Origin of the sequence: Nonomuraea sp. NPDC049714, from assembly GCF_044465295.1 — a bacterium.
Lineage (GTDB): Bacteria > Actinomycetota > Actinomycetes > Streptosporangiales > Streptosporangiaceae > Nonomuraea.
In genome coordinates, this window is sequence record NZ_JBITLM010000004.1 from 144,259 (window position 1) to 168,029 (window position 23,771).

A 23,771-nucleotide genomic window follows, 5' to 3' on the forward strand; every position below is an offset into this window, starting at 1 on the left:
AGTCTGTGCGTGAAGCGGTCCCGGCTCCGGGCCGTACGCACACGCGGGACACACCAGCACTTCTCATGCCACTCTAACGCACAGGCCTCACGAGTTGACGGCAAACCCCTTGGTTAGAGACGGCGCGCCACCTCGGTGGCCCAGTAGGTGAGGATCAGGTCGGCGCCCGCGCGCTTGATCGACACCAGCGACTCCATGATCATCCGGTCGCGGTCGACCCAGCCGTTGGCGGCGGCGGCCTCGATCATCGCGTACTCGCCGCTCACCTGGTAGGCGGCGACGGGCACGTCCACCTCGTCGCGGAAGCGCCTGATGACGTCGAGGTAGGCCAGCGCGGGCTTGACCATGACGGCGTCGGCGCCCTCGGCCAGGTCCAGGCGCACCTCACGCAGCGCCTCCTCCAGCGGGCCCGCCGGGTCCTGCTGGTGGGTGCTGCGGTCGCCGAACTGCGGCGCGCACTCGGCGGCGTCCCGGAACGGCCCGTAGAAGGCGGAGGCGTACTTGGCGGAGTAGGCGAGGATCGGCAGGTCCGCGAAGCCGGCGGCGTCCAGCGCCGCCCGGATCGCGCCCACCTGGCCGTCCATCATCCCGCTGGGCGCGATCATCTGGGAGCCGGCGGTGGCCTGCGCGACCGCGATCGAGGCGTAGCGCTCCAGCGTGCGGTCGTTGTCGACGTCGCCCGACTCGGTCAGGATGCCGCAGTGCCCGTTGTCGGTGAACTCGTCGAGGCAGGTGTCGGCCATGACCACGACGGCGTCGCCGACCTCGGCGCGCACGTCGCGCAGCGCCACCTGGAGGATGCCGTCGGGGTCGTCGCCCGCCGAGCCGCGCGCGTCCTTCACCGCCGGGATGCCGAACAGGATCAGCCCGCCCACCCCGGCCTCCGCCGCCTCGCGGGCGGCCTTGCGCAGCGAGTCGCGCGTGTGCTGGACGACGCCCGGCATGGAGGCGACCGGGTGCGGCTCGCCGATGCCTTCCTTGACGAACATGGGCAGGATCAGGTCCGCGGCGTGCAGCCTGGTGCCGGCCACCATCCTGCGCAGCGCCGAGGTGCGGCGCAGCCTGCGGGGGCGGGCGACGGGGAACTCGGCACTCACTTCGCTCTCCTCCTGGCTCCCCTGCGGTTCTGGGACGGCCTGCGCGGGGTGTCACCGGCGAGGACGGCCGCCTGGCGCTGTTCGGCGCCGTAGGCCGCCAGCGCGGCCGCCAGGGCCGACGCGGACGCCTTGTCGGCCATGACGTCGACGCGCAGCCCGAACTCCTCGGCGGTCTTGGCCGTCTGCGGCCCGATGACGGCGATCACCGTGACGTTGTGCGGCTTGCCCGCGATGCCCACGAGGTTGCGCACGGTCGAGGACGAGGTGAACAGGACCGCGTCGAACCCGCCTCCCTTGATCGCCTCCCGGATCGGCGCGGGCGGCGGCGCGGCCCGCACGGTCCGATAGGCCGTGACGTCGTCGCACTCCCAGCCGAGCTCGGTAAGCCCGGCCACCAGCGTGTCGGTGGAGATGTCGGCGCGCGGCAGCAGCACCCGGTTGATCGGGTCGAGCATCGAGTCGTACGGCGGCCACTCGGCCACCAGCCCCTCCGACGACTGCTCGCCCGAGGGCAGCAGGTCGGGCTTGACGCCGAAGTCGACCAGCGCCCGTGCGGTGGCGTCGCCCACGGCGGCCACCTTGAGCCCGGCGAACGCGCGCGCGTCGAGGCCGTACTCCTCGAACTTCTCGCGCACCGCCTTGACCGCGTTGGCGCTGGTGAAGGCCACCCACTCGTAGCGGCCGGTGACCAGGCCCTTGATGGCGCGGTCCATCTGCTGCGGGGTGCGGGGCGGCTCGACCGAGATGGTCGGCACCTCCTCCGGCACCGCGCCGTACGAGATGAGCTGCTCCGACAGGCTCTTGGACTGCTCCTTGGTGCGTGGCACCAGCACCCGCCAGCCGAACAGCGGCTTGGTCTCGAACCAGGACAGCTTGTCGCGCAGGCCGACCGCCTCGCCCACGACGATCAGCGCGGGCTCGGTGAATCCGGCGTGCTTGAGGTCGGCCTGCAGCCTGCCGAGCGTGGAGACCACGGTGTACTGCTCGGTCGTGGTGCCGCCGCTGCTGACCGCCACCGGGGTGCTGTCGGGCTTGCCGCCGGAGATCAGCGCCTTGCCGATCGCCACGGCCTCGGCGACGCCGTTGTAGATGACGAGCGTGCCGGGGCAGGTGGCGTGGGAGGACCAGTCCTGCTCCTGGGCGGCGTCGACGACCCTGAACTCGGGCACCGAGGCCGCGGGCGGGATGCCCGCGTAGGTGAGCACGGCGGTCGCGGGCGGGACGCCGGGCACGACCTCGAAGTCCACCTCCGCCGCGGCGCAGGCCGCGACCTCCTCGGCGATCGAGGAGAACAGCATCGGGTCGCCCTCGCACAGGCGCACGACGAACTGCCCGGCCTTGGCGTGCTTGAGGTAGTCGCCGTCGGAGACGACGTGCACACCCTCGCGGCAGTGTCGTAGCAACGGGCCGTGCGACTCGTCCCCGAGCACGACCACGTCGGCCTTGGAGAGCAGCTCGGCACCGCGGAGCGTGAGGAGGTTCGGATCTCCTGGCCCCGCGCCTACGAAAGCGACGAAAGCGGAGGTTGGACTATCGGAGCTCAATGGGAATGCTCCCCCATCAATTTGTCGGCCCCTTCGCGAAGCATCTGGGTCGCGAGCTGGCGTCCCAGGTCTTCAGCCTCCGAAGGAGTGCCGGCGGCGGACTTGCGTACCGCTCGCGTGCCGTCGACGGCGACGACTGCGGCGGTCAGGTTCAGAGTGTGCCCGTCATCGAGGGCGAACGCACCCACGGGAGCCGAGCAACCGGCTTCGAGTGCGGCCAGGACGGCACGCTCGGCCGCCACCGCGGAGCGGGTCCGCGGGTCGTCGAGCACGCCGAGGAAGTCGACGAGGTCGGCGCGGTCGGACAGGCACTCGACGGCGAGCGCGCCCTGACCGGGCGCGGGCAGCAGCTCCTCGATCTCGAAGATCTGGGCGATCTCCGCGTCCCTGCCGATCCTGGTCAGGCCCGCTGAGGCGAGCACCACGGCGTGCAGCTCGCCGGAGGTGACCTTGCCGATCCGGGTGTCGGCGTTGCCGCGGATCGGCACGTACTCCAGATCCGGCCGCAGCGCGCGCAGCATGGCGACCCTGCGCGGCGAGCCGGTGCCGACGCGGGCGCCGGCGGGCAGGTCCGCGAACTTGACCGGGCCGACCAGCGCGTCGCGGTGGTCGTGCCGGGCGGGCAGGGCGGCCAGCGCGATGCGCGGGTCGGCCTTGGTCGGCAGGTCCTTGAGCGAGTGCACGGCGAAGTCGATCTCGCCCTCGATCAGCTTGTCGCGCAGCGCGCTGACGAACACGCCGGTGCCGCCGAGCTGGGCCAGGTGCGCCTTGGTCACGTCGCCGAAAGTGGTGACGCCGACCAGCTCGATCGGCCGGCCGGTCCGCTCGGTGTAGGCGTCGGCGACCATCTGCGACTGCGTGGTCGCCATCAGGCTGCGTCTCGTGCCGAGCCGCAGCGCGCTTTCCGTCCGTGGAGTCACAGCTCCACCTCCCTCACGGCCTCGGGCGTCTTCGGGTCCAGGTCGAACAGCTCGCGCAGCGCCTCGGCATAATGATCGCCTCCTGGCGAGGTGGCGAGCTGCTTGACACGCACGGTGGGCTCGTGGAGCAGCTTGTCGACGACTCTCTGCACGGTGAGGGTCACCTCGTCCCTGAGCTTGCCGTCGAGATCGGGCATGCGCATCATCAGGCGGCCGAGCTCGGACTCGACCACGCCGGCCGCCTTGCTGCGCAGCGCCACCACGGTCGGGGTGACCTTGGCGGCCCGCTCCGACTCCAGGTAGGCGGCGAGCTCCTGCGCGACTATCTTGCGCACGGACCTTACCGCGTCACCCTCGCGTGAGCCGATTCCGGACTCACGGATGGTTTCCAGGTCCACCAGTGTGACGCCGGGGACGGCGCGCACCGCCGGGTCGATGTCGTGCGGCAGCGCCAGGTCGAGCAGGAAGGTCTCCCGCGACACCATGTCGGCGCTGATCAGATGGCGGCCCGCGCCGGTGCAGGTGATGACGATGTCGGCCGCCGCCAGCTCACGGGCGACGGCGGAGAACTCCACCGCCCTGCCGCCGACCGTCCCGGCCAGCCGTGCGCCGCGCTCGTACGTGCGGTTGGCGATCACGATGTCCGTGACGCCCGCGCGCGCCAGCGTGGTGGCGGCCAGCGAGCTCATGGAGCCCGCGCCGATCACCAGGGCGCGCCGCCCGGCCAGCTCGCCGGCGAGCGCGAGGCCCGCGCTGACCAGCGAGGCCCCGGCCTGGTCGATGCCGGTCTCGGTGTGGGCCCGCTTGCCGATCCGCAGCGCCTGCTGGACCAGCTCGTTCAGGGTGGCGCCGACGGTGCCGTGCTTCTGTGCCAGCTTGAGCGCCTGGCGGGTCTGGCCGAGGATCTGGCCCTCGCCCACGACCATGGACTCCAGGCCGCACACCATCGAGAACAGGTGCTCGACGGCCTGCTCCTCGTAGTGCACGTACAGGTGTGGAGTGAGCTCGTCGACGGGCACGCCCGAGTGGAGGCTGAGCAGGCCGGTGACGGCCGTGACGGCCGCGTGGAAGCGGTCCACGGCGACGTAGACCTCGACCCGGTTGCAGGTCGAGACCACGAAGGCCTCCGCCACGCACGGGTCCTGCTGCACGTCGTGCAGCAGCTTCACGAGCGCTTCGCCGCTCACCGACACGCGTTCGAGCAGGGCCACCGGCGCGGTCCGGTGGCTGAGTCCGATTGCCAGAACACTCATTGACTGTCCACTGCCATGAGTGGCCCCCCAGCTTTGCGTTGCTCGTGGAACGCGAGGATCTGCAGTTCGATGGATAGGTCGACCTTACGGACATCGACGCCGTCCGGAACAGTGAGAACGACCGGGGCGAAATTGAGAATGCTGGTCACCCCGGCGGTCACCACACGATCGCATACTTCCTGCGCCGCCACCGCCGGCGTCGCCAGCACCACGATCGAGACCCCACGCCGCTTGATCACGGTCTCCAGTTCATCGATGTGCTCAACATTCAACCCCGCTATGTCGTCGCCCACGACTTCGGGGTCGGCGTCGAACACGGCCGCGATGCGAAATCCCCGGGAGACGAAGCCGCCGTAGTTGGCGAGCGCGCGGCCCAGGTTTCCGACGCCGACGATGGCGACGGCCCAGTCCTGGGTCAGGCCCAGCTCGCGGGAGATCTGGTAGACGAGGTATTCGACCTCGTAGCCGACGCCTCGGGTGCCGTAGGAGCCGAGGTGTGACAGATCCTTGCGCAGCTTGGCGGAGTTGACCCCGGCGGCCGCGGCGAGATCCTCGGAGCTGACGGTCGCGGTGCCACGCTCTGCCATCCCGTGCAGTGCCCGAAGGTACAACGGGAGCCGTGCGACCGTCGCTTCGGGTATGCCTCGGTCACGAGGCTGGGACGGGCTCTTCACTTGCCGGAGCTCCAGGGGAACGGGCGGCCTTGGACCGCGTGACTGGGGATGGAACCGTCTTTCAGGTTAATCCTTTTGTGAACCGATGCACAAAGTCACCGTTCCTCGGACGCTACGGTGGACGTCATGCACCGCATCACGCTGCTTGGAAAGCCCGGTTGCCACCTGTGTGAGGACGCGCGCGAGATCATTTCCCGGGTCGCCGGTGAGCTGGGCGTGCCGTGGGAGGAAGTGGACATCAACTCCTCCGACGAGCTGCGGGAGCGCTATTGGGAGATGATCCCGGTCACCCTGATCGACGGTGTTCAGCACGACTTCTGGCGGGTCTCGGAAGAACGCCTGCGAGAGGCCCTGACCGCTTAGAACATCGCCATCGGCAGGGGCACGACCTTGGCGGCGTTCACGTTGAGCTCGATGATGTTGGTGGCCAGCACCATGACCTGACGCTCGTTGATGAACCGCTCGATGTGCGGCTGGCGCTGGTGGTCGCGGTAGGCGACCTCGTCCCGGTAGAGCTCGTAGACGATGCGCTGCAGCGGAGCGGACTTGACCGCGTGGCAGGCGTAGATCAGCGTGTCGGGCTCGCCGCGCCTGACCGCCTCGACGGTCGCGTCGGCCAGCTGGTCGAAGGCGGCGCCCGAGCCGTCGATGAGCGTGAAGACGGTCAGCATGCCGTAGATGTTCGGCGAGGGCCTGCCCGAGGTCTGCTGCTGCGGCCCGGTCTGCGGGGCGGGCGGCACCACGGGATGGGGGCCGGTCTGCGGCATCCGGGGGGCGAACAGCTCGGCGCCCGGATAGGCGGCGCCGGTGCCGGGCATCGCGTGGTCGCGCGGCTCCGGCTGCGGCGCGGGGCCGCCGTGCCGGCCGTTCATGATGTAGCCGGTCGACGGGCCCGCGTCCGGCGGCGGCGACATCCGGGCGGCGTAGTCGACCTCCTGGTCGTTGGCACGATACTCGGCCACCAGGTCGCCCAGGCCGGACCTGCGCTGGCGCGGCGGCTCGGTGGCGGCCATCGGGACGGGCTCGGGCACCGGGCGGTGACCCGGCGGCGGCTGCTCCTGCGGCCGGGGGCCCACGGGGCGCTGCTCGCGCCGGCCGCCGACGGGCCGCTTCTCGTGCTGGTCGACGAAATCGTCGTCGTCCTCGTCGTCGTCTTCGTACGGCGCGAGCGGGCGCAGCACGGTGTACCAGATGGCCGCGGCGGCGGCGATGAGCAGCATGACGGTGAAGAAGGCGGGCACCGTGAACTGCATGGCGCCCATGAGCGCCAGCCCTGACGGGGCGATGACCAGGACCGCGTGCAGGTTGTCGGTGTCGTACTCGTCGCCGCCGCGCCACCTGAGGGCCGCGACCACCATGGTGCCCAGCATGATGAGCGCGGCGATGACGTGCAGGCCGGTGAGCAGATAGGCGGGGATGACCGCCCAGTGCTCGGCGGCCGAGGGCACCGACTTGCCCATCTCCTCGCTGATGAGCGGGTCCACCACCATGATCACCAGGGCGACGATCGTGTAGCCGATGCCGAACAGCCAGGCCAGGAACTTCGGCGGCACCTTGTCCGCGAGCAGCTGGATCAGCCCGATGGCCAGCCAGAGCGGCGCCAGCATCGACGCGGTGATCTGCAGCACCTTGAAGGTGAGGACCCCGAACCCGACGAGGTAGCCCAGGCCGATCATCGCCAGCGACAGGCACAGTGCGGGTCCGGCGATGGTCCAGGCGATCAGCCAGCCCTCGGGCTCCTCACGCAGCCGGCGGACCAGCGCGACGGAGGCGATCGCAGCAAGGAGCGCACCGGCGAACGCTATGACAGCAACGAGGATCTCCATGGTGACTCCAATGCTGCCGGACTATGCCTCCCAGCCGGTAGCCGAAGAGGGAAAGGGTCGGTCCACACCGTATCTGCCGATTACGCGGAGACATGCAAGGAGGACGCGGATTGTGGAATTTCCGGTTGATTTCTAGAGTGTTCGAGCACGGCGCACCCCTTAGCCCTAGGGATACCGGATGCCTGACTCGTGGCCGTTCTCCGGGCTGCTCACGCCAGCAACGGCTGGCTCTGCCCGGACGACCGAGCTTGCCGTGCGTGCGGACGTCACCGACGACCTGCGCACCCTGGTCCTCCACGCGAAGACCGGGGACACGGAAGCCTTTGGCACGCTCTATGACCGCTATGTGGATCTCGTCTATCGCTACATCTACTTTCGGGTCGGCTCCCATCCGCTCGCCGAGGATCTCACCAGCGAGACCTTCCTGCGCGCACTGCGCCGAATCGCCGACTTCACGTGGCAGGGCCGTGACTTCGGCGCCTGGCTCGTGACCATCGCCAGGAACCTGGTCACCGACCATTTCAAATCCGGCCGCTATCGCCTGGAGGTCTCCACCGGAGAAGTGATCGACGTTCCCCTCGAAGGAGCGCACATCCCGGAGAACGCCGTGGTGACGGCCATCATCAACGACCGGGTGCTCCGCGCCGTCCGGGATCTCAACCCCGAGCAGCAGGAGTGCGTGGTCCTGCGCTTCCTGCACGGGCTGTCGCTCGCGGAAACCGCGCTCATCATGGGAAAGAAGAGTGGAGCGATCAAAGCACTGCAGTTCCGCGCGATCCGTACATTGGCCAGAGCTCTCAAGCACGACCTTGCGTAACCTCGCGGCGCGCGACGTCGTTAGGCAGGTGTCACCACAGCAACGATTCGCGGGGGCGTCAGGGAGCGGTCATGGGTAGGGCGCGCAGGGCACAGGAGCGCGTGCTCGGTCACCTCACAGAGCTGGGAGCGCTGTCCCGCGGTGGGGGCCCGGACGCGGCCTTCCGCGCGCGCCTGCGCGAGCGGCTCACCTCCGCCCAGCCCGGCGAGGAGCCGGTACGGCCGGCCCGGCGCACCCACCGGCGGCCCCGGCCCAAGCGGTCCCTGTCCGCCCCGATCGCCCCGATCGGCCTGGTGGCCGCCATGCTGCTGGCAGCGTTCGCCACCTACCACGCGGTGCCCGGCGACACCCTCTACCCGCTCAAGCGCGCGGCGGAGAGCACCCTGGTCCGGCTCAGCACCGACGACGTCGTGCGCGGCGAGCGCGAGCTCGTCTCGGCCAAGACCCGGGCGGAGGAGGTCGCCCAGCTCCTCGGCTCCTCCAGCGCCGGGCCGCTGGTCCGCAGGACGCTCAAGGACATGGAGCAGTCGACCCGAGCCGGCATCACCAGGCTGCGACGCGCCGAACCGCGCTCGCCGAAGATCGACCGCTTCGCCGAGGACCAGCGCAACATGGTGGAGCCGATGCTCGAACAGCTCGACGGTGTGGAGCAGGACCAGGCCGTCGGCTACCTGGACTACATCGACGGGCTCGCCGCTCCGAGCTAGGTAGGCTGAAGCCCATGTGGCGGCTAATTCGACGACGGCAGCAGTCCGAGGCGGAGATCGCCGGTGAGGTCGCAGCGGCAGCCGCTGTCGTCGCGCCCCCGACCGAGCCCGACCTCCAGGCCGCGGCCTTCTTCGACGTCGACAACACGATGATGCGCGGCGCGTCGATCTACCACTTCGCCAGGGGCCTGTCGACGCGAGGCATGTTCAACACCACCGACCTGTTCAAGTTCGCCATCGGGCAGGCGGTGTTCCGGCTGCGCGGCAACGAGAATCCCGAGCACATCGCCGTCGCCCGCGAGACCGCGCTGGCGTTCGTGGCGGGCGCCAAGGTCGACGACGTCGTACGGCTCGGCGAGGAGATCTACGACGAGGTCATGGCCGACCGCATCTGGGGCGGCACCAGGGCGCTCGCGCAGAGCCACCTGGACCAGGGCCAGCGGGTCTGGCTGGTCACCGCCACGCCGGTGGAGCTGGCGCGGGTGATCGCCCAGCGGCTGGGCCTGACCGGGGCGCTCGGCACCGTGGCCGAGACCACGGACGGCATCTACACCGGGCGCCTGGTCGGCGACCTGCTGCACGGCCCGGCCAAGGCCGAGGCGGTGCGGGCGCTGGCCCGCCGCGAGGGCCTCGACCTGACCCGGTGCACCGCCTACAGCGACTCGGCCAACGATCTGCCCATGCTGTCGCTGGCCGGTCACGCGGTGGCCATCAACCCTGACAGCGAGCTGCGCGAGCACGCCAGGAAGCACGACTGGGAGATCAAGGACTTCCGCACCGGCCGCAAGGCGACGCTGACCGCGCTGCCCATCGCGGCCGGCGTGGGCGCGGTGGCCGGCGGCGTGGCCGCCGGCCTCGCCCTGCGCAAGCTCTACCGCTCCACCCGCTGACCCGGCCCGCCTCCGGGGGCGGCCCGGCCGCCCGAGCCACCGCTGACCGGGGGCGGTTCACCTCAGGGTGTCGAACAGGCGGTCCGCCTCCGGCTGTTTCCACTGGATCCTGTTCTGGTCCTGGGGATGAGGCTGCCAGGGAACCGTGAGGAAGGTCGCCGAAGCCCCCTCCAGGCTCGTGGCGAGCCCGATCATGGTCTCCACGTCCAGCGCCTCGTCGGTCTTGACCGACTTCGCCGCCACGGTCAGGAAGGCGCGCAGCTCGGCCGGGTCGTCGAGGGTCCGCCTGACCTTCTTCGCCATCGCCTGGATGAGTTTCTGCTGGCGCTTGATCCGCTGCAGGTCCGAACCGTCGCCATGATCACGCAGCCGCATGTAGCCGAGCGCCCGCTCTCCGTCGAGGACGCTCTTGCCCGCTGGGAGCCTCAGCTTCGACTTCGGGTCGTCCACCGGCCGCGCCAGCGTGACCTCGACCCCGCCGAGCGCGTCCACGAGCCGCTTGAACCCGGCGAAGTCGACCTCGACCATGTGATCGATCCGTACGTCGGTCAGCGTCTCCACGGTCTTCACCGCGCAGGTCAGCCCGCCACGGTCGAAGGCGGAGTTGATCATGTCGGTGCGGGCGGCCTGGGAGCCGCACCGCGGGATCTCGACGATCGAATCCCGGGGGATGTTGACGGCCGTGACCTTCTTCCGGTCGGCCGGCAGGTGCAGCACGATCATCGTGTCGGTGCGGGTCCCCTGGTCGACCTGCGCCGAACCCGCCCGGTCGTCGGTGCCGACCAGCAACACGTTCAGCGCGCCGGTCACCTCGGCGGGGCGCTGGCCCGCCGGCGGGCGGACGGTGTCCCAGCCGCCGATCAGCAGCGTGGGCACGGCGACCACCGCCGCGGTCACGACGGCGACCAGGGCCGTCATCGTCCAGCCGAACCCCCTGCGGCGCGGCCCGGCCCGCAGCACGCGCTCACGCTGGCGCGCCAGCGTCGCCGGGGGCTCGTGCTCCAGCCGCTCGCCGAAGTCGCGGAGCATCCTCAGGTCGTCGTCCATCATCACTCCTGCCCCCGCATCGGATTGGTGTCGCCCAGCGCCGCGCGTACCTTCCGCCTGCCCCTGTTGAGGCGGGAGCGCACGGTCCCGATCGGGATGCCGAGCGCCTGCGCGGCCTCCTCGTACGTCAGATCGCCCCAGGCGATGAGCAGGAGCACGTCGCGGTCCTTGGCGGGCAGCGCGGCCAGCGCGCCGGCAAGGGCGGGCCCGGCCGCCCGCGCGGTCACCCCCGCGGCCACCCGGTCGGCGGGCGACTCCACGTCGAGGTCGATCGGCGCGCGCCGCAGCGCCCTGTAGCGGGCCGCCTCGGTGCGGTGGTGCCGGGAGATGAGCTTGGTGAGAATGCCGAAGAGCCACGGCCTGGCGTCGGGATAGCCGAGGTCGTAGCTCTTCCTGCGGGAGAAGGCGACCAGGAACGTCTCACCGACGAGGTCCTCGGCGGGCTCGGGGCCGAGCCGTTTGGAGACGTACCTGTAGAGCATGGCGGAGTAGCGGTCGAACAGCTCGGCGAACGCCTCCGGCTGAGACCAGGAGGCGCTGATGAGCTCAGCGTCCGCGCCCTGGATGGCGGGTTGCGTGATCATCTCCGCCCTTCTGTGGGGGAATCAGTCGAAGATGTCTTGCCACAACCCACCATCGTGGTTCACGCGGGGCGGTCACAGCTCCTTGCGGGAGCCGCCGTCGATCATGAAGTCGGCGCCCGTGGTGCTGCCCGAGCGCGGCGAGGCGAGCAGCGCCACCGCGTCGGCGACCTCCTGCGGGGCCACGAGGCGGCCGGTGACCAGGCGCATCATCTCGGGCGCCACCTGAGCGATCACGCTGTCCCGGTCGGCTCCGGCGAAACCGCCGATGATCTCGGCCGCGCCGCCGTTCTTGGTCCACCAGTCGGTGAGCACCGGGCCGGGCGAGACGGTGTTGACCCTGATGCCCTGCGGGCCGTACTCCTCCGACAGGGACTTGCCGAGGTGGTTCATGGCCGCCTTGGCGGCGCCGTAGTCGACGTTCATCGCGCCGGGCTGCACGGCCATGGTGGAGGAGATGTTGACGATCGAGCCGCCGCCCCGGCTCAGCATGACCGGCACGGCCGCGCGAATCGCCCGTACAGCGGAGAACAGGTTGAACTCGAACATCTTCTGCCACTCGGCGTCGTCCGGGGCCAGGAAGCTCATCCTGGGCAGGGACACCCCGGGCGGCGGACCGCCGGCGTTGTTGACGAGGATGTCGAGCCCGCCGAACTCCTCGACCGCGCGTGCCACCACTCTGGCCGGGGCCTGCGGGTCCATCAGGTCGGCCGGTACGTGCACCACCTTGCCGGGCAGCTCACCGGGAGAGGTACGGGAGACGGCCACGACGTGCGCGCCCTCCTCGGCGAGGGTCCTGGCGATGGCCAGGCCGATGCCCTTGGACGCGCCGGTGACCAGGGCGACGCGGCCGGAAAGCTGCAGATCCATGATGTTTCCCCTTCAAGTGTGCGCTGTCAGGGGGAGAACACCGGTCGGGCGGGGGTGGTTGCAGCGGGCTAGAGGAAGGGCGGGAAGGCGTGCCCGCGCCGCAGTCTGAGCTGGTCGAGCATGCGCTGGATGACCTCGCGGATCTGGTCGGTGAGGTTGAACACCAGCATCGGATCGTCGGCGGCGGACGGATCGTGGTCGTCGGTCCTGATCGGCTCGCCGAACTCGATCAGCCACTTCGACGGCAGCGGCACCAGGCCCAGCGGCCCGAGCAGCGGGAAGAACGGCGTGATCGGCAGGTAGGGCAGGCCGAGCAGCCGGGCCAGGGACGGCAGGTCGCCGATCTTGGGGTAGATCTCCTCGGAGCCGACGATGGCGGTGGGCACGATCGGCACCCCGGCTCGGATGGCCGCGGCGACGAAACCGCCCCGGCCGAACCGCTGCAGCTTGTAGCGCTCGGAGAAGGGCTTGCCGACGCCCTTGAAGCCTTCGGGGAACACCCCCACCAGCTCGCCCTTGCGCAGCAGCCGGTCGGCGTCCTCAGGGCAGGCCAGCGTGTGCCCGGTCTTGCGTGACAGGTGGCTCAGCATCGGGAGCTGGTAGACCAGGTCGGCGCCGAGCAGGCGCAGCGCCCGGTCCGCCTCGTCGTGCAGCGCCACCTGCAGCATCAGCGCGTCGACCGGCAGGGTGCCCGCGTGGTTGGCGACGATGAGCGCGCCGCCTTCCGGGGGCACGTGCTCCAGCTCCAGGGTCTCGGCCCTGAACCAGCGGTGATAGAGCGGCCGCAGCAGTTCGAGCAGCACCTTGTCGGTCAGCTCGGCGTCGTAGCCGAACTCGTCCACTTCGTAGTCGCCGGTGACCCGCCTGCGCAGGAAGGCCAGCAGCTCGTCGGGGCCGCTCACCGGCGCTCTTCCCCGCTCACCGGCGCTCTTCCCCGAACGGGCGCAGCCCGCGCGAGCGCAGGAAGTCGTCGAACGCCGCGCCCGTGCCGAACTTCGGCTTCCAGCCCAGCTCGGCCTCCAGGGCGCCCGAGTCGACCACGCGGCCGTGGCTCATCAGGCGCAGCTGCTCGGGTGAGTAGTCGACCAGCCCGGTCCGGCGCACCACGGCGCCCAGCATCCGGACCGCGGGGGACAGCAGCGGCAGCGACACCCGCCCCGCCCTGCGCGCGCACTGCGACAGCAGCAACACGCCCGCCCCGGCCACGTTGAACGTGCCGGGGTGATCTTCCTTCGCCATCCGGCGCAGCACCTCGACCGCGTCGTCCTCATGGACGAACTGCAGCCGCGGATCGAAGCCGAAGACGGTCGGCAGCACCGGCTGGGTGAAGTAACGGGTCAGCGGCGAGTCCACGCCCGGCCCCATGAAGTTGGCGAAGCGCAGCAGCGACACGCTGACGTCGGGACGCCGGCGCGCGAAACCGCGCACGTAGCCCTCGACCTCGGCCGCGTCCTTGGCGTAGCCGTGGCTGGGACCGTCGTGCGGCTCCAGGTCCTCGGTGAACACCGCCGGATCCCTGGGAGAGGATCCGTAGACGGCCGTGGTCGAGCGGACGACCACGCGCCGCACGGTCGCGGAGCGCTGACAGGCACCGAGCAACTGCATGGTGCCGATGACGTTGTGCTCCTTCATGGCGGCCCGGCCGGTGCCCCTGGAGGGGGCGCTCACCAGGCTCATGTGGACCACGGTGTCGATGTCGGCGGCCGCGATCACCTGGGCGATGTCGGGGCTGCGCAGATCGACCCGGACGAACTCCGTCCGGCCCAGGGAGACGCCGCCATCACGGGTCAGCGAGGGCGGCGGCACGGTGTCCACTCCGATGACGCGGCTGACGTCCGGGTCCGCCGCGAGAACACTCGCCACCCGTGCGCCGATGTGGCGCGAGACCCCGGTGACAAGCACGGTGTGGGTCATCAGCGCCTCGCAGCTGCGTCGACTACTTCTTGTTACGCCGCTGGATGCGCGTCTTCTTGAGCAGCTTGCGGTGCTTCTTCTTGGCCATCCGCTTGCGGCGCTTCTTGATAACAGAGCCCACGGGACCCCCAGGTAACTGATCACACGTCTGAATCGGTGTGCGAGCGCACACCGGGTGCCAGACTACCGGCGATCGGCGGTAGATCGCCCCCCGGGGTGAGAGCCCGGCCGCTCGAGTGTCGGCCGGGCCTCTCCCGCGACGGTATTCACGGCGTGCTCACGGCGCGCCGCTACTCCAGTTTCAGCCTGCCTCGATGTAGGCCTCGCGAAGATAGTCGTGCACCGCCTGTTCAGGCACTCTGAACGAGCGGCCGACGCGGATGGCCGGCAACTCGCCCGAGTGCACGAGTCGGTAAACGGTCATCTTCGACACTCGCATGACCGTGGCCACTTCGGCCACCGTCAGGAACTTCACCTCGCTGAGAGGTCTTTCGCCTGCACCCATCGGACGCCTCTTCCGCACGTGTTTCCGGGTTATCCCCACTGGTGCCATTGCTCACGCACGTGTACTGCCGTCAGCGTAAGTCGGGACTCCGAGTGCGCAAACCCCCTAGTTTCTCAGTCCGCGGAGTCGTCTGTCAGCAGAACCAGCAAACTCCCTGGCCAGCCGCCGGATCGAGCCCCTCGCCTGAACCCTGAACCTGTGCAACCTGTCACCCATAAGAGTCGCCCAGGCCTCATCAAAAGTTGGCAAAGGGACGGCGAGCCTCTTGGAATGCAGGCGCGAAAAGACGGTATCGGGATGACCGATTTCGACTCATAGGGCTCGTGTGACTCTTGTGACCAAGCGCTCGGTCAACGGCGTGTAATAACGCGGTAGCACATTGTCGTCAAGCGGCACCACCACATCGATCTTGCCCTCGGCCTCTCCGACGAAGAGCCCGGGGTCGTTACTGTCGGCGAAAGCCACAGTGGGCACTCCCGCCTCTCCAGCGGCCCCTGCCCACCCGTGGTCGGCGATAACCAGGTCCGGGTGCGCCTCACCGAGCTCGGCCAGCATGTGCTCCATCGGGGCCGCGTCATGCGTGTGCACGAACGCGCCCTTCTCGTCGAGCATCGCCACATCGCCCAGGTAGCGGATCCGGCGCGGCCGGCCGAAACCCGACCCGGAGTAGGCCCAGCCCTCGGCGGGCGTCAGCAGGCTCGCCCCGCACTCCAGCGCGAGCCTGGCGAGCGGCAGGTGCACGGCCAGCAGGCCGGTGGGGTGTCCGGTGGCGAACAGCACCCGTGGCCGCTCCGCCGACAGCGCGGCGGCTATCCGGTCGGCCATGGCGTCGAGCGCGTCGATGGTGCGGTCGGGGTCGATGGTGTCCTGGCCCCAGCGGTGGCCGGGGTCGGCGACCACGCCGGCGGCCTTGGCCATCAGCGCCAGCACGTCGCGGAACGTCCACCGCTGCTCGAAGGTCAGGCCCAGCATGTAGTAGGGGTCCTGGTTGGCCAGCGAGCTGTAGTGGTCCAGGTTGTTCTCGCGCGCGGTCGCGACGTCGCCGGCGATGCGGCTGTGGATCAGATGCTCGCGGAGTTCGTCGCGGCTCAGCACTTTTCGGGTCCTTAGGGCATCGGGTCGAGGCCGTGCAGAGGGAAAACCGCATGCCGGGTCGCCATGACCGCACGGTCGATGGGGTCCGCTGGATCATAACCACGGGATAGATCCTGAAATTCCGGGCTTCTACCGTCCGTCATGGTCAGCGGGGGCACCTCCCCCGTACGTTCCCGTACGAGCCGGCGCCAGTTCTCGCTCGTCGGGGTGGCCGGGTCGAGCGGGTGGCCCGACAACTCGGCGATCAGGTGGGTCCACACCCGCGGCACGACCTGCACGAGCTCGTAGCCGCCACCGCCGGTCGCGATCCAGCGGCCGCCGGCCGTCTCGTGCGCCAGGCGGTGCAGCGCCGCGTAGGCGGTCCGCTGGCCGTCGACGCTGAGCATCAGGTGGGCGAGCGGGTCCAGCGCGTGGCTGTCGCATCCGTGCTGGGTCACCAGGAAGTCCGGCCGGAACTCGCGCAGCAGCGGCGGGACGACGGCGTCGAAGGCCCGCAGCCAGCCGGGGTCGCCGCAGCCCGCGGGCAGCGCCACGTTGACCGCGCTGCCCTGGGCGCCCGTCTCGCCGGCCGAGCCCGTGCCGGGGAACAGCGTGAGCGGGCTCTCGTGCAGGCTGATGGTCAGCACCCGCGGGTCGTCGTAGAACATCGCCTGCACCCCGTCGCCGTGGTGCACGTCCACGTCCACGTAGGCGATCCGCTCCACGCCCTGCTCCAGCAGCCAGGCGATGGCCAGCGCCGGGTCGTTGTAGACGCAGAACCCGCTGGCCGAGCCGGGCATCGCGTGGTGCAGCCCGCCCGCGACGTTGACCGCGTGCTCCACCGATCCGTCGTAGACCGCGCGGGCCGCGGCCAGCGAGGCGCCCGCGATCAGCGCGGAGGCCTCGTGCACCCCGGCGAACGCCGGGTTGTCCGTCGTGCCGAGCCCTACCGACAGGTCCGCCCGGCCGGAGGCCGAGACGCGCTTGACGGCCTCGATGTAGGCGGGATCGTGCACCAGGGCCAGCTCGTCGTCCGTGGCCGGCTCGCAACCGCCCATCTCGATCTTGTCGAGCACGCCGAGATCCCTGGCCAGCGCCATCGTCAGCTCGACCCTGACGGGGGCGAGTGGATGTGCGGGACCGAAATCGTAGGAGGTGAGGGCGTCGTCCCAGATGACCCGCGCCGACTGGCTCATGCCTGCTCCGTTTCCCTCGCCTTGAGGTGACGTTACCGCAGCGTCAACGGCCGCCGTCCAGGCGGATCGCCCGGCAACGGCGAGGAAACATCGCGTAGCCTCTGATCATGCGCTTCGTGCGTCCATTTCAGGCCGCATGGCGATTCTTCCGCCGCCCACGGGTCTTCGACGCCCTGCTCGTCATCGTGGTGACCGTGCCGGCGACCATCGGCGCCGTCATCTCCTGGTCGTCGGGGCGCCCCGACATGGCCATGAGCGCCGCGCTCCTCGTCGTCTCCATGCTCCCCCTGCTGGTACGGCGGACCCGGCCGCTGCTCGCCGCCGGTCTGGTGGCCGTACTCGACGTCGCCGGCCTGGCGACCGGCCTCACCAGCGGTGGCAACCTCGCCGCGACGATCGCGTACTACAGCGTGGGCCGCTACACGCGGGGCCGTACCGCGCTGATCGTCGCACTGCTCGGCGGCGCCCTCTACGCGACCGGCCTCGCGCTGTTCGACCCGGCGTCGGGGTCCTGGCCCGCCGGCGTGTTCGTGACCCTCATCCCGGTCGGCTTCGGTCAGCTCGTGCGGGTGCGGGCCGAGCTGAGGGAGCGCGCGCAGCGCGAGATGGCCGACAGCGCCGTACGGGCCGAGCGGCGGCGGATCGCCAGGGAGCTGCACGACGTGGTGGCCCACCATCTGAGCGTCATCAACGCCCTCGTCGGCGGCGCCAGGGCCACGCTGCCCCCGGGACAGGACGTCACCCGTGAGGCGCTGACGGGCGCGGAGGAGACGGCCCGCCAGGCCCTGGCGGAGATGCGCCAGCTCCTGGACGTGCTCAGAGCCGACGGGGGCAGCGCCGCCGACGCCGCGACCGGGGTGGGCGCCGCCCGGCTGCCGGCGCTGGTGGACGAGGCCAGGACCGCCGGACTGCCCGCCAGCCTGACCGTGACGGGTGAGCCCGTGACCCTGCCCACCGCCGTGGACCACGCCGTCTACCGGATCGTCCAGGAGGCCCTGACCAACACCCGCAAGCACACGGTCGGCGCCCGCGCCAGCGTCCTGCTGACCTACGACCCCACGGCGATCGAGGTCGAGGTGGTCGACGACGGCGCCGCCAAGCTGCCCGCGTCCACGGGCTTCGGCCTGAGCGGCATGGCCGAGCGGGTGGCGCTGTGCGGCGGGGACTTATGGACCGGCCCGCGCTCGCAGGGCGGCTTCCGCGTGTGCGCGCGCATCCCCCTGGAGAAGAAATGATCACGGTGCTGCTGGTGGACGACCACGAGCTGGTGCGCAAGGGCTTCAGGCTGATGCTCGACGCGCAGCCGGACCTGACCGTCGTCGGCGAGGCCGCGGACGGCGCGGAGGCGGTGCGGCTGAGCAGACGGCTCGACCCCGACGTGGTGCTGATGGACCTGCACATGCCCGGCGTCGACGGGGTGCGCGCCACCGAGCAGATCACCGGCGAACTCCCCGGCGTGCGCGTGCTCGCGCTGAGCACGTTCGACCTGGACGAGAACGTGCTCGCGGCGCTGCGGGCGGGCGCCTGCGGTTTCCTGCCCAAGGACGTCTCGCCGGAGGAGCTGGTGGAGGGCGTGCGCGTGGTACACCGGGGCGAGGCCGCGGTCGCGCCGCGCCTGCTCACCGGTCTGATCGGCACGTTCGTACGGGCTCCCGAGCGGCGTCGTGTCACCCCGTCGCCGCACCGGGACGCGCTGGCCCGGCTCACCGAGCGCGAGCGGGAGATCCTGGTGCTGATCGCGCGCGGCCTGTCCAACACCGAGATCGCCGAGCGGCTCGGCGTCGCGGCCTCGACCGTCAAGAACCATGTGACCAGCCTGTTCGCCAAGATCGGGGTCCGGGACCGGGCACAGGCCGTGATCGTGGCCTACGAGGCCGCCCTGATCAGCCCCGGCGAGTAGTCCACCGGCCTCGATCCGAGGCCGCTCGGATCGCCCTGGTCACCCCGCCCGAACGCGGCGTCTCAGCCGGAGGCGAGCTCGCGGCCGCGGTCGCGGGCCGCCTCGATGGCGGCCAGGAAGGCGGCGCGGACGCTGTGCCGCTCCAGCTCGGCGATCGCCGCGATGGTGGTGCCTCCCGGAGAGGTGACGGCCTCGCGCAGGATCACTGGATGCTCGCCCGAGTCGCGCAGCATCACCGCCGCGCCCACGATCGACTGGGTGACCATGTCGAGCGCCGAGGCCCTCGGCATGCCGAGCAGGATGCCCGCGTCCACCATGGCCTCGACCAGGTAGAAGAAGTAGGCGGGGCCGCTGCCCGACAGCGCCGTGGCGGCGTCCTGCTGCGACTCGGGGATGCGCAGCACCTTGCCGACGGGTTCGAGCAGGCCCTCGGTGCGCCGCAGGTGCTCCTCCCCCGCGTGGGAGCCGGCCGAGATGCAGCTCATCGCCTCGTCGAAGCGGATGGGCGTGTTGGACATCACCCTGACCACGGGCGCCTCGACGCCCAGGCGCTGCTCGACGAAGGCCGTGGTGATGCCCGCCGCCGCGGAGATCACCAGGCGGTCGGCCGGCACGTAGGGGGCGATCTCGGCCAGCAGCGCCGCCATGTCCTGCGGCTTGACCGCCAGCACCAGGGTGTCGGCGGACTTGGCGGCCTCGATGTTGGACACCGTGCGGACCCCGTAGGTCTCCCGGAGTGCCACCGCGCGCTCGGGCCGGCGCACGGTGGCCAGGATCTCGCCCGGCTTGAACCCCGCCCGCAGCAACCCGGACAGCAGGGCCTCGCCCATCTTGCCGGTGCCCAGAATCGCGATCATCTTCTGCCTCTCACCTGGTCGACGCTGGCCGCAGCCTACCGGCGGCTAGCCGCGCGTCAGCAGCGACCGGGCGAAGAAGGCCAGGTTGGCGGGGCGCTCGGCCAGGCGGCGCATCAGATAGGGATACCAGTCGGCGCCGTAGGGCACGTAGACGCGCACCCTCGCGCCCTCGGCCGCCAGGCGCTCCTGCTCGTCCGGACGCACGCCGTACAGCATCTGGTACTCGAAGCCGGACTGGTCGCGCTCTTCGAGCACCGCCAGCGCGGCGGCGATGCGCACCAGCCGGGGATCGTGCGTGGCGACCATGGGGTAGCCGGTGCCGGACATCAGCACGCGCAGGCAGCGCGCGAAGGAGCGGTCGATGTCGGCCGCCGAGGTGTGCGCGCCGGGAGCCGTGTAGGCGCCCTTGCACAGGCGCACCCTGGCCCCGTCCAGCCGGTGGCAGCGCTCGACCGAGTCGCGCAGGTAGGCCTGCACCACGACGCCCACGTCCGGGTGCTCCTTGCGGAGCGTGGCGTGGATGGAGTGGAGCCCGGCGATGGTGTCGTGCTCCTCGGCGTCGAGGGTCAGCGTGATGCCCCTGGGCACGGCGTGCTCGCAGATGGTGGCCGCGTTGTCGAGGGCGAGCTGCTCGGACAGGCGCAGCCCGAGCGCGGTCAGCTTGACCGACACGTCGGCGCCTTCGGGGAGGCGTTCGAGCAGGGCCAGGTAGGCCTGGACGGCCCGCTCCGCCTGGGTCCTGTCGTGGACGTCCTCGCCGAGGTGGTCGACGCTGACGAGCAGGCCCTTGCGGGTCAGCTCGTCGACGACCCGGCCGACGTCGTCGGCGACGTAGCGGCTGACCACGTCCGCGGTCAGCGGCGAGGTGGACACGACGCGCTCGGCGCGATCGCTCCGGGAGATGGCGAGAAGAGCCTGACGCAGCACGTCATCACCCTAACTTCACCGATGCCCGCGGCCGCGGGGATTCGCCGACTGAACCGGTCGGCTGTCACATTCGTCGTATGGGTATGCGAACAGCGACGACGACTTTCCTGGCCGGATGCCTGGTGCTCGCGGCCGGCTGCGGCACGACGGCCCCGGTGCGGCAGGCCGCTTCCACCACGCCCGCCACGCCGGTGTCCAGCACCGAGGTGCCGACGAGCACACCGCCGACCAAGGGCCCGAAGCAGGTCAAGCCGGTCGGCAACGCGATCAACACCCGTAAGGCCCGCTGGACCTCCGCCAAGCCAGTGTCCAAGGGCCGCAAGGTGCGGCTCGTCTGGTGGTCGGGCGTGGAGCCGTGCACGGTGCTCGACCGGGTGAAGGTCAAGGAGACCGGCAAGCGGGTCACCATCACCCTGTACGAGGGCGCCGCCCCCAAGGCGGAGGACATCTCCTGCATCATGATCGCGGTGGAGAAGACCACCACGGTCAAGCTCAAGTCCCCTCTCGGCGATCGCAAGATCGTGGACGGTGCCAAGTCCTGAGCACGTCTGCCTGTTTGTCATGACCTGTTTGTCCCGAGAGCGGGAACTATTCCGCCACCTCAGGGGTTGAGTCGGATAGGCTCAAGTCGTTTGACAAAGACAGCAGGCATTCGTACGTTGAGTCTGACCGACTCAACTTTGACTACAAGGACGTACTCATGGCACGTGCGGTAGGTATCGACCTTGGGACGACCAACTCCGTCGTCTCCATCCTCGAGGGCGGTGAGCCCACCGTCATCGCCAATGCGCAGGGCTCGCGGACCACGCCGTCCGTGGTCGCCTTCGCGAAGAACGGCGAGGTCCTGGTCGGTGAGGTCGCCAAGCGGCAGGCCGTCACCAACGTGGACCGGACGATCCGCTCGGTCAAGCGCGAGATGGGCACCAACTGGTCGCAGGAGATCGACGGCAAGAAGTTCTCGCCGCAGCAGATCAGCGCCTTCGTGCTGCAGAAGCTCAAGCAGGACGCCGAGGCCTACCTGGGCGAGAAGATCACCGACGCCGTGATCACCGTCCCGGCCTACTTCAACGACAGCCAGCGGCAGGCCACCAAGGAGGCCGGCACGATCGCGGGCCTCAACGTGCTCCGCATCATCAACGAGCCGACCGCGGCGGCCCTGGCCTACGGGCTCGACAAGGAGAAGGACCAGACGATCCTGGTCTTCGACCTCGGCGGCGGCACCTTCGACGTGTCCCTGCTCGACGTCGGCCAGGAGGACGGCCACGGCTTCGTAGAGGTCAAGGCCACCAGCGGCGACAACCACCTCGGTGGCGACGACTGGGACCAGCGGGTCGTCGACGAGCTGGTCAAGCGGTTCAAGAACGCCCACGGCGTGGACCTGGCCAAGGACAAGATGGCCCTTCAGCGCCTGCGTGAGGCGTCGGAGAAGGCCAAGATCGAGCTGTCCAGCCAGTCCGAGACCAACATCAACCTGCCCTACATCACGGCCTCCGCCGAGGGCCCGTTGCACCTCGACGAGAAGCTGACCCGGGCGGAGTTCCAGCGGCTGACCGCCGACCTGCTCGAGCGCGCCAAGGGCCCGTTCAACCAGGTCATCAAGGACGCCGGCATCAAGGTCTCCGACATCGCGCACGTCGTGATGGTCGGCGGCTCGACCCGTATGCCCGCCGTCTCCGAGCTCGTCAAGGAGCTGACCGGCGGCCAGGAGCCCAACAAGGGCGTCAACCCGGACGAGGTCGTCGCCATCGGCGCCGCCCTGCAGGCCGGTGTGCTCAAGGGTGAGGTCAAGGACGTCCTGCTGCTCGACGTGACCCCGCTGTCGCTGGGCATCGAGACCAAGGGCGGCATCTTCACCAAGATCATTGAGCGCAACACGACGATCCCGACCAAGCGCTCCGAGGTCTTCACCACGGCCGAGGACAACCAGCCGTCGGTGCAGATCCAGGTCTACCAGGGCGAGCGCGAGATCGCTTCGTACAACAAGAAGCTCGCCACGTTCGAGCTGACCGGCATCGCCCCGGCGCCGCGCGGCATCCCGCAGATCGAGGTCACCTTCGACATCGACGCCAACGGCATCGTCAACGTCTCCGCCAAGGACCTGGGCACGGGCAAGGAGCAGACGATGACGATCACCGGCGGCTCCGCGCTGCCGAAGGACGACATCGAGCGGATGATGCGCGAGGCCGAGTCCTACGCCGAGGAGGACAAGAAGCGCCGCGAGGAGGCCGAGGTCCGCAACAACGCCGACGGCCTGGCGTACCAGACGGAGAAGTTCCTCCGCGAGAACGACGACAAGGTCCCCGGCGACATCAAGACCGAGGTGAACGACGCGCTCAGCGAGCTGAAGAAGGCTCTTGAGGGCACCGACACCGACGTGATCCGCACCTCGGCGGAGAAGCTCGCCACGGTCAGCCAGAAGATGGGCTCGGCCATCTACGCCCAGGGCCAGCAGGCCTCCGGCGGTGACGGCGCTCCCCAGGACGCCACGCCCGGCCAGGAGCAGAAGGCCGCGGACGACGACGTCGTCGAGGCCGAGATCGTCGACGAAGACCAGCCGAAGAAGGACCAGTGATGCCGCCGCGTGACAACGGGCACGAGGAGCCGGTGATCCGCGACAACCGCAAGATCGACCCGGAGACGGGCGAGGCGCGGGTGCAGGCCGACGGTGGTCCCGCCGTCGAGCCCGAGGCGCTCGCGCCGGCCGACGGCGAGCTGTCGGCGCAGCTCGCCGAGCGGACCGCCGACCTCCAGCGTGTCCAGGCCGAATACACCAACTACCGCAGGCGCGTGGAGCGTGACCGGATCGTCGTCCGCGAGCAGGCCATCGCGGGCGCCCTCACGGAGCTGCTCCCGGTGCTCGACGACATCGGCAGGGCTCGCGATCACGGCGAGCTCACCGGTGGCTTCGCGAAGGTGGCAGAGTCACTGGAGGCGGCGCTCACCAAGCTCGGCCTCAACCCCTTCGGCCAGAAGGGCGACCCGTTCGACCCCGTGATCCACGAGGCGCTGATGCACAGCTACTCGCCGGATGTGACCGAGCCGACCGCGATCGAGGTGCTGCAGCCCGGTTACCGGATGGGTGACAGGGTGCTGCGCCCGGCGCGGGTCGCCGTGGCAGAGCCGGGGGACGCCCCTGCGGCGTCCGACGAAGACGAAAACTGACGAGCACGAA

26 protein-coding genes are annotated in these 23,771 nt (G+C 70.2%); 9 read left to right on the top strand and 17 right to left on the bottom strand.

The genetic code is table 11. The annotated features are described in order from the left end of the window. Positions 1-113 precede the first annotated feature (113 nt). From hemB to ACIBQX_RS18040, 5 genes are read right to left on the bottom strand one after another with little or no spacing between them, the layout of a single operon-like run. On the bottom strand, positions 114-1,097 hold the full coding sequence (gene hemB, locus ACIBQX_RS18020; RefSeq protein ID WP_397005731.1) for a porphobilinogen synthase: 984 nt from the start codon (positions 1,095-1,097) through the stop codon (positions 114-116). Continuing rightward, positions 1,094-2,641 (bottom strand): uroporphyrinogen-III synthase, encoded by a 1,548-nt coding sequence (locus ACIBQX_RS18025; protein WP_397005733.1) that lies wholly within the window; start codon positions 2,639-2,641, stop codon positions 1,094-1,096. Before ACIBQX_RS18025 ends, hemB begins: the two co-directional genes overlap by 4 nt. Further along, positions 2,638-3,561 (bottom strand): hydroxymethylbilane synthase, encoded by a 924-nt coding sequence (gene hemC / locus ACIBQX_RS18030; protein WP_397005735.1) that lies wholly within the window; start codon positions 3,559-3,561, stop codon positions 2,638-2,640. Before hemC ends, ACIBQX_RS18025 begins: the two co-directional genes overlap by 4 nt. Continuing rightward, complete coding sequence (locus ACIBQX_RS18035) at positions 3,558-4,814, bottom strand: glutamyl-tRNA reductase (RefSeq protein WP_397005737.1); 1,257 nt, start codon at positions 4,812-4,814, stop codon at positions 3,558-3,560. Before ACIBQX_RS18035 ends, hemC begins: the two co-directional genes overlap by 4 nt. Further along, complete coding sequence (locus ACIBQX_RS18040) at positions 4,811-5,488, bottom strand: redox-sensing transcriptional repressor Rex (protein WP_397005739.1); 678 nt, start codon at positions 5,486-5,488, stop codon at positions 4,811-4,813. Before ACIBQX_RS18040 ends, ACIBQX_RS18035 begins: the two co-directional genes overlap by 4 nt. Before the next feature lie 126 nt (positions 5,489-5,614). Here ACIBQX_RS18040 and ACIBQX_RS18045 point away from each other — a divergent pair, with 126 nt between their 5' ends. After that, complete coding sequence (locus ACIBQX_RS18045; protein WP_397005741.1) at positions 5,615-5,851, top strand: glutaredoxin family protein; 237 nt, start codon at positions 5,615-5,617, stop codon at positions 5,849-5,851. On the opposite strand, the gene ACIBQX_RS18050 is transcribed toward ACIBQX_RS18045, so the two are convergent. After that, the gene (locus ACIBQX_RS18050) at positions 5,848-7,314 is read right to left on the bottom strand and encodes an antibiotic biosynthesis monooxygenase (RefSeq protein ID WP_397005743.1); all 1,467 of its coding nucleotides are present in this window, start codon (positions 7,312-7,314) and stop codon (positions 5,848-5,850) included. The genes ACIBQX_RS18045 and ACIBQX_RS18050 overlap by 4 nt on opposite strands. Positions 7,315-7,492: 178 nt before the next feature. On the opposite strand from ACIBQX_RS18050, the gene ACIBQX_RS18055 reads away from it, so the two are divergent. From ACIBQX_RS18055 to ACIBQX_RS18065, 3 genes are all read left to right on the top strand, one after another. After that, entirely contained in the window at positions 7,493-8,131 is a 639-nt protein-coding gene (locus ACIBQX_RS18055; protein WP_397005745.1) for a sigma-70 family RNA polymerase sigma factor, read from the top strand. A 71-nt stretch (positions 8,132-8,202) separates the two neighbouring features. After that, positions 8,203-8,838, top strand: coding sequence for a DUF5667 domain-containing protein (locus ACIBQX_RS18060; RefSeq protein ID WP_397005747.1), 636 nt, complete (start codon positions 8,203-8,205; stop codon positions 8,836-8,838). Between the two features lie 14 nt (positions 8,839-8,852). Further along, positions 8,853-9,728 carry an HAD family hydrolase gene (locus ACIBQX_RS18065; protein ID WP_397005749.1) on the top strand — a complete coding sequence of 292 codons (876 nt, stop codon included), beginning with the start codon at positions 8,853-8,855 and terminating at the stop codon, positions 9,726-9,728. A gap of 57 nt (positions 9,729-9,785) precedes the next feature. Here ACIBQX_RS18065 and ACIBQX_RS18070 read toward each other — a convergent pair whose 3' ends face one another. From ACIBQX_RS18070 to ACIBQX_RS18110, 9 genes are all read right to left on the bottom strand, one after another. After that, positions 9,786-10,778, bottom strand: coding sequence for an LCP family protein (locus ACIBQX_RS18070; RefSeq protein ID WP_397005751.1), 993 nt, complete (start codon positions 10,776-10,778; stop codon positions 9,786-9,788). Beyond that, on the bottom strand, positions 10,778-11,359 hold the full coding sequence (locus ACIBQX_RS18075; RefSeq protein ID WP_397005753.1) for an RNA polymerase sigma factor: 582 nt from the start codon (positions 11,357-11,359) through the stop codon (positions 10,778-10,780). The genes ACIBQX_RS18070 and ACIBQX_RS18075 overlap by 1 nt, the downstream gene beginning before the upstream one ends. Positions 11,360-11,431: 72 nt before the next feature. Then, the gene (locus ACIBQX_RS18080) at positions 11,432-12,226 is read right to left on the bottom strand and encodes an SDR family NAD(P)-dependent oxidoreductase (RefSeq protein ID WP_397005755.1); all 795 of its coding nucleotides are present in this window, start codon (positions 12,224-12,226) and stop codon (positions 11,432-11,434) included. A gap of 68 nt (positions 12,227-12,294) precedes the next feature. Beyond that, complete coding sequence (locus tag ACIBQX_RS18085; RefSeq protein ID WP_397005757.1) at positions 12,295-13,128, bottom strand: lysophospholipid acyltransferase family protein; 834 nt, start codon at positions 13,126-13,128, stop codon at positions 12,295-12,297. Positions 13,129-13,144: 16 nt separating this feature from the next. Then, the gene (locus tag ACIBQX_RS18090) at positions 13,145-14,140 is read right to left on the bottom strand and encodes an NAD-dependent epimerase/dehydratase family protein (protein WP_397005759.1); all 996 of its coding nucleotides are present in this window, start codon (positions 14,138-14,140) and stop codon (positions 13,145-13,147) included. A gap of 22 nt (positions 14,141-14,162) precedes the next feature. Beyond that, positions 14,163-14,261 carry a 30S ribosomal protein bS22 gene (locus tag ACIBQX_RS18095; protein ID WP_018654693.1) on the bottom strand — a complete coding sequence of 33 codons (99 nt, stop codon included), beginning with the start codon at positions 14,259-14,261 and terminating at the stop codon, positions 14,163-14,165. A gap of 180 nt (positions 14,262-14,441) precedes the next feature. After that, the gene (locus ACIBQX_RS18100; protein WP_026214222.1) at positions 14,442-14,645 is read right to left on the bottom strand and encodes a helix-turn-helix domain-containing protein; all 204 of its coding nucleotides are present in this window, start codon (positions 14,643-14,645) and stop codon (positions 14,442-14,444) included. A gap of 312 nt (positions 14,646-14,957) precedes the next feature. After that, a complete protein-coding gene (locus tag ACIBQX_RS18105; protein ID WP_397005761.1) occupies positions 14,958-15,740 on the bottom strand; it encodes a phosphatase in 783 nt (260 codons plus the stop codon). An 11-nt stretch (positions 15,741-15,751) separates the two neighbouring features. Then, entirely contained in the window at positions 15,752-16,915 is a 1,164-nt protein-coding gene (locus tag ACIBQX_RS18110) for an acetoin utilization protein AcuC (RefSeq protein ID WP_397005763.1), read from the bottom strand. Positions 16,916-17,022: 107 nt separating this feature from the next. Between ACIBQX_RS18110 and ACIBQX_RS18115 the strand changes: the two genes are divergently transcribed. Continuing rightward, on the top strand, positions 17,023-18,150 hold the full coding sequence (locus tag ACIBQX_RS18115; protein WP_397005765.1) for a sensor histidine kinase: 1,128 nt from the start codon (positions 17,023-17,025) through the stop codon (positions 18,148-18,150). Further along, positions 18,147-18,815, top strand: coding sequence for a response regulator (locus ACIBQX_RS18120; RefSeq protein WP_397005767.1), 669 nt, complete (start codon positions 18,147-18,149; stop codon positions 18,813-18,815). Before ACIBQX_RS18115 ends, ACIBQX_RS18120 begins: the two co-directional genes overlap by 4 nt. A gap of 62 nt (positions 18,816-18,877) precedes the next feature. On the opposite strand, the gene proC is transcribed toward ACIBQX_RS18120, so the two are convergent. Further along, the gene (gene proC, locus ACIBQX_RS18125) at positions 18,878-19,672 is read right to left on the bottom strand and encodes a pyrroline-5-carboxylate reductase (RefSeq protein ID WP_397005769.1); all 795 of its coding nucleotides are present in this window, start codon (positions 19,670-19,672) and stop codon (positions 18,878-18,880) included. 45 nt (positions 19,673-19,717) lie between these two features. After that, the gene (locus tag ACIBQX_RS18130; protein WP_397005774.1) at positions 19,718-20,599 is read right to left on the bottom strand and encodes a proline dehydrogenase family protein; all 882 of its coding nucleotides are present in this window, start codon (positions 20,597-20,599) and stop codon (positions 19,718-19,720) included. A 77-nt stretch (positions 20,600-20,676) separates the two neighbouring features. On the opposite strand from ACIBQX_RS18130, the gene ACIBQX_RS18135 reads away from it, so the two are divergent. The 3 genes from ACIBQX_RS18135 to grpE all read left to right on the top strand — a co-directional run bounded on the left by ACIBQX_RS18135 (position 20,677) and on the right by grpE (position 23,761). After that, positions 20,677-21,141 (top strand): hypothetical protein, encoded by a 465-nt coding sequence (locus ACIBQX_RS18135; RefSeq protein WP_397005776.1) that lies wholly within the window; start codon positions 20,677-20,679, stop codon positions 21,139-21,141. A 158-nt stretch (positions 21,142-21,299) separates the two neighbouring features. Beyond that, the gene (gene dnaK / locus ACIBQX_RS18140; RefSeq protein ID WP_397005778.1) at positions 21,300-23,171 is read left to right on the top strand and encodes a molecular chaperone DnaK; all 1,872 of its coding nucleotides are present in this window, start codon (positions 21,300-21,302) and stop codon (positions 23,169-23,171) included. Next, complete coding sequence (gene grpE, locus ACIBQX_RS18145; RefSeq protein WP_397005780.1) at positions 23,171-23,761, top strand: nucleotide exchange factor GrpE; 591 nt, start codon at positions 23,171-23,173, stop codon at positions 23,759-23,761. The genes dnaK and grpE overlap by 1 nt, the downstream gene beginning before the upstream one ends. Positions 23,762-23,771 lie beyond the last annotated feature (10 nt).

Coding starts and splice junctions, on each gene's coding strand:
- ACIBQX_RS18035 (WP_397005737.1), bottom strand. CDS start 4,814: ATGAGTGTTCTGGCAATCGGACTCAGCCACCGGACCGCGCCGGTGGCC.
- ACIBQX_RS18045 (WP_397005741.1), top strand. CDS start 5,615: ATGCACCGCATCACGCTGCTTGGAAAGCCCGGTTGCCACCTGTGTGAG.
- ACIBQX_RS18050 (WP_397005743.1), bottom strand. CDS start 7,314: ATGGAGATCCTCGTTGCTGTCATAGCGTTCGCCGGTGCGCTCCTTGCT.
- ACIBQX_RS18055 (WP_397005745.1), top strand. CDS start 7,493: ATGCCTGACTCGTGGCCGTTCTCCGGGCTGCTCACGCCAGCAACGGCT.
- ACIBQX_RS18060 (WP_397005747.1), top strand. CDS start 8,203: ATGGGTAGGGCGCGCAGGGCACAGGAGCGCGTGCTCGGTCACCTCACA.
- ACIBQX_RS18065 (WP_397005749.1), top strand. CDS start 8,853: ATGTGGCGGCTAATTCGACGACGGCAGCAGTCCGAGGCGGAGATCGCC.
- ACIBQX_RS18070 (WP_397005751.1), bottom strand. CDS start 10,778: ATGATGGACGACGACCTGAGGATGCTCCGCGACTTCGGCGAGCGGCTG.
- ACIBQX_RS18075 (WP_397005753.1), bottom strand. CDS start 11,359: ATGATCACGCAACCCGCCATCCAGGGCGCGGACGCTGAGCTCATCAGC.
- ACIBQX_RS18080 (WP_397005755.1), bottom strand. CDS start 12,226: ATGGATCTGCAGCTTTCCGGCCGCGTCGCCCTGGTCACCGGCGCGTCC.
- ACIBQX_RS18090 (WP_397005759.1), bottom strand. CDS start 14,140: ATGACCCACACCGTGCTTGTCACCGGGGTCTCGCGCCACATCGGCGCA.
- ACIBQX_RS18100 (WP_026214222.1), bottom strand. CDS start 14,645: ATGGGTGCAGGCGAAAGACCTCTCAGCGAGGTGAAGTTCCTGACGGTG.
- ACIBQX_RS18110 (WP_397005763.1), bottom strand. CDS start 16,915: ATGAGCCAGTCGGCGCGGGTCATCTGGGACGACGCCCTCACCTCCTAC.
- ACIBQX_RS18115 (WP_397005765.1), top strand. CDS start 17,023: ATGCGCTTCGTGCGTCCATTTCAGGCCGCATGGCGATTCTTCCGCCGC.
- ACIBQX_RS18120 (WP_397005767.1), top strand. CDS start 18,147: ATGATCACGGTGCTGCTGGTGGACGACCACGAGCTGGTGCGCAAGGGC.
- proC (WP_397005769.1), bottom strand. CDS start 19,672: ATGATCGCGATTCTGGGCACCGGCAAGATGGGCGAGGCCCTGCTGTCC.
- ACIBQX_RS18135 (WP_397005776.1), top strand. CDS start 20,677: ATGGGTATGCGAACAGCGACGACGACTTTCCTGGCCGGATGCCTGGTG.
- dnaK (WP_397005778.1), top strand. CDS start 21,300: ATGGCACGTGCGGTAGGTATCGACCTTGGGACGACCAACTCCGTCGTC.
- grpE (WP_397005780.1), top strand. CDS start 23,171: ATGCCGCCGCGTGACAACGGGCACGAGGAGCCGGTGATCCGCGACAAC.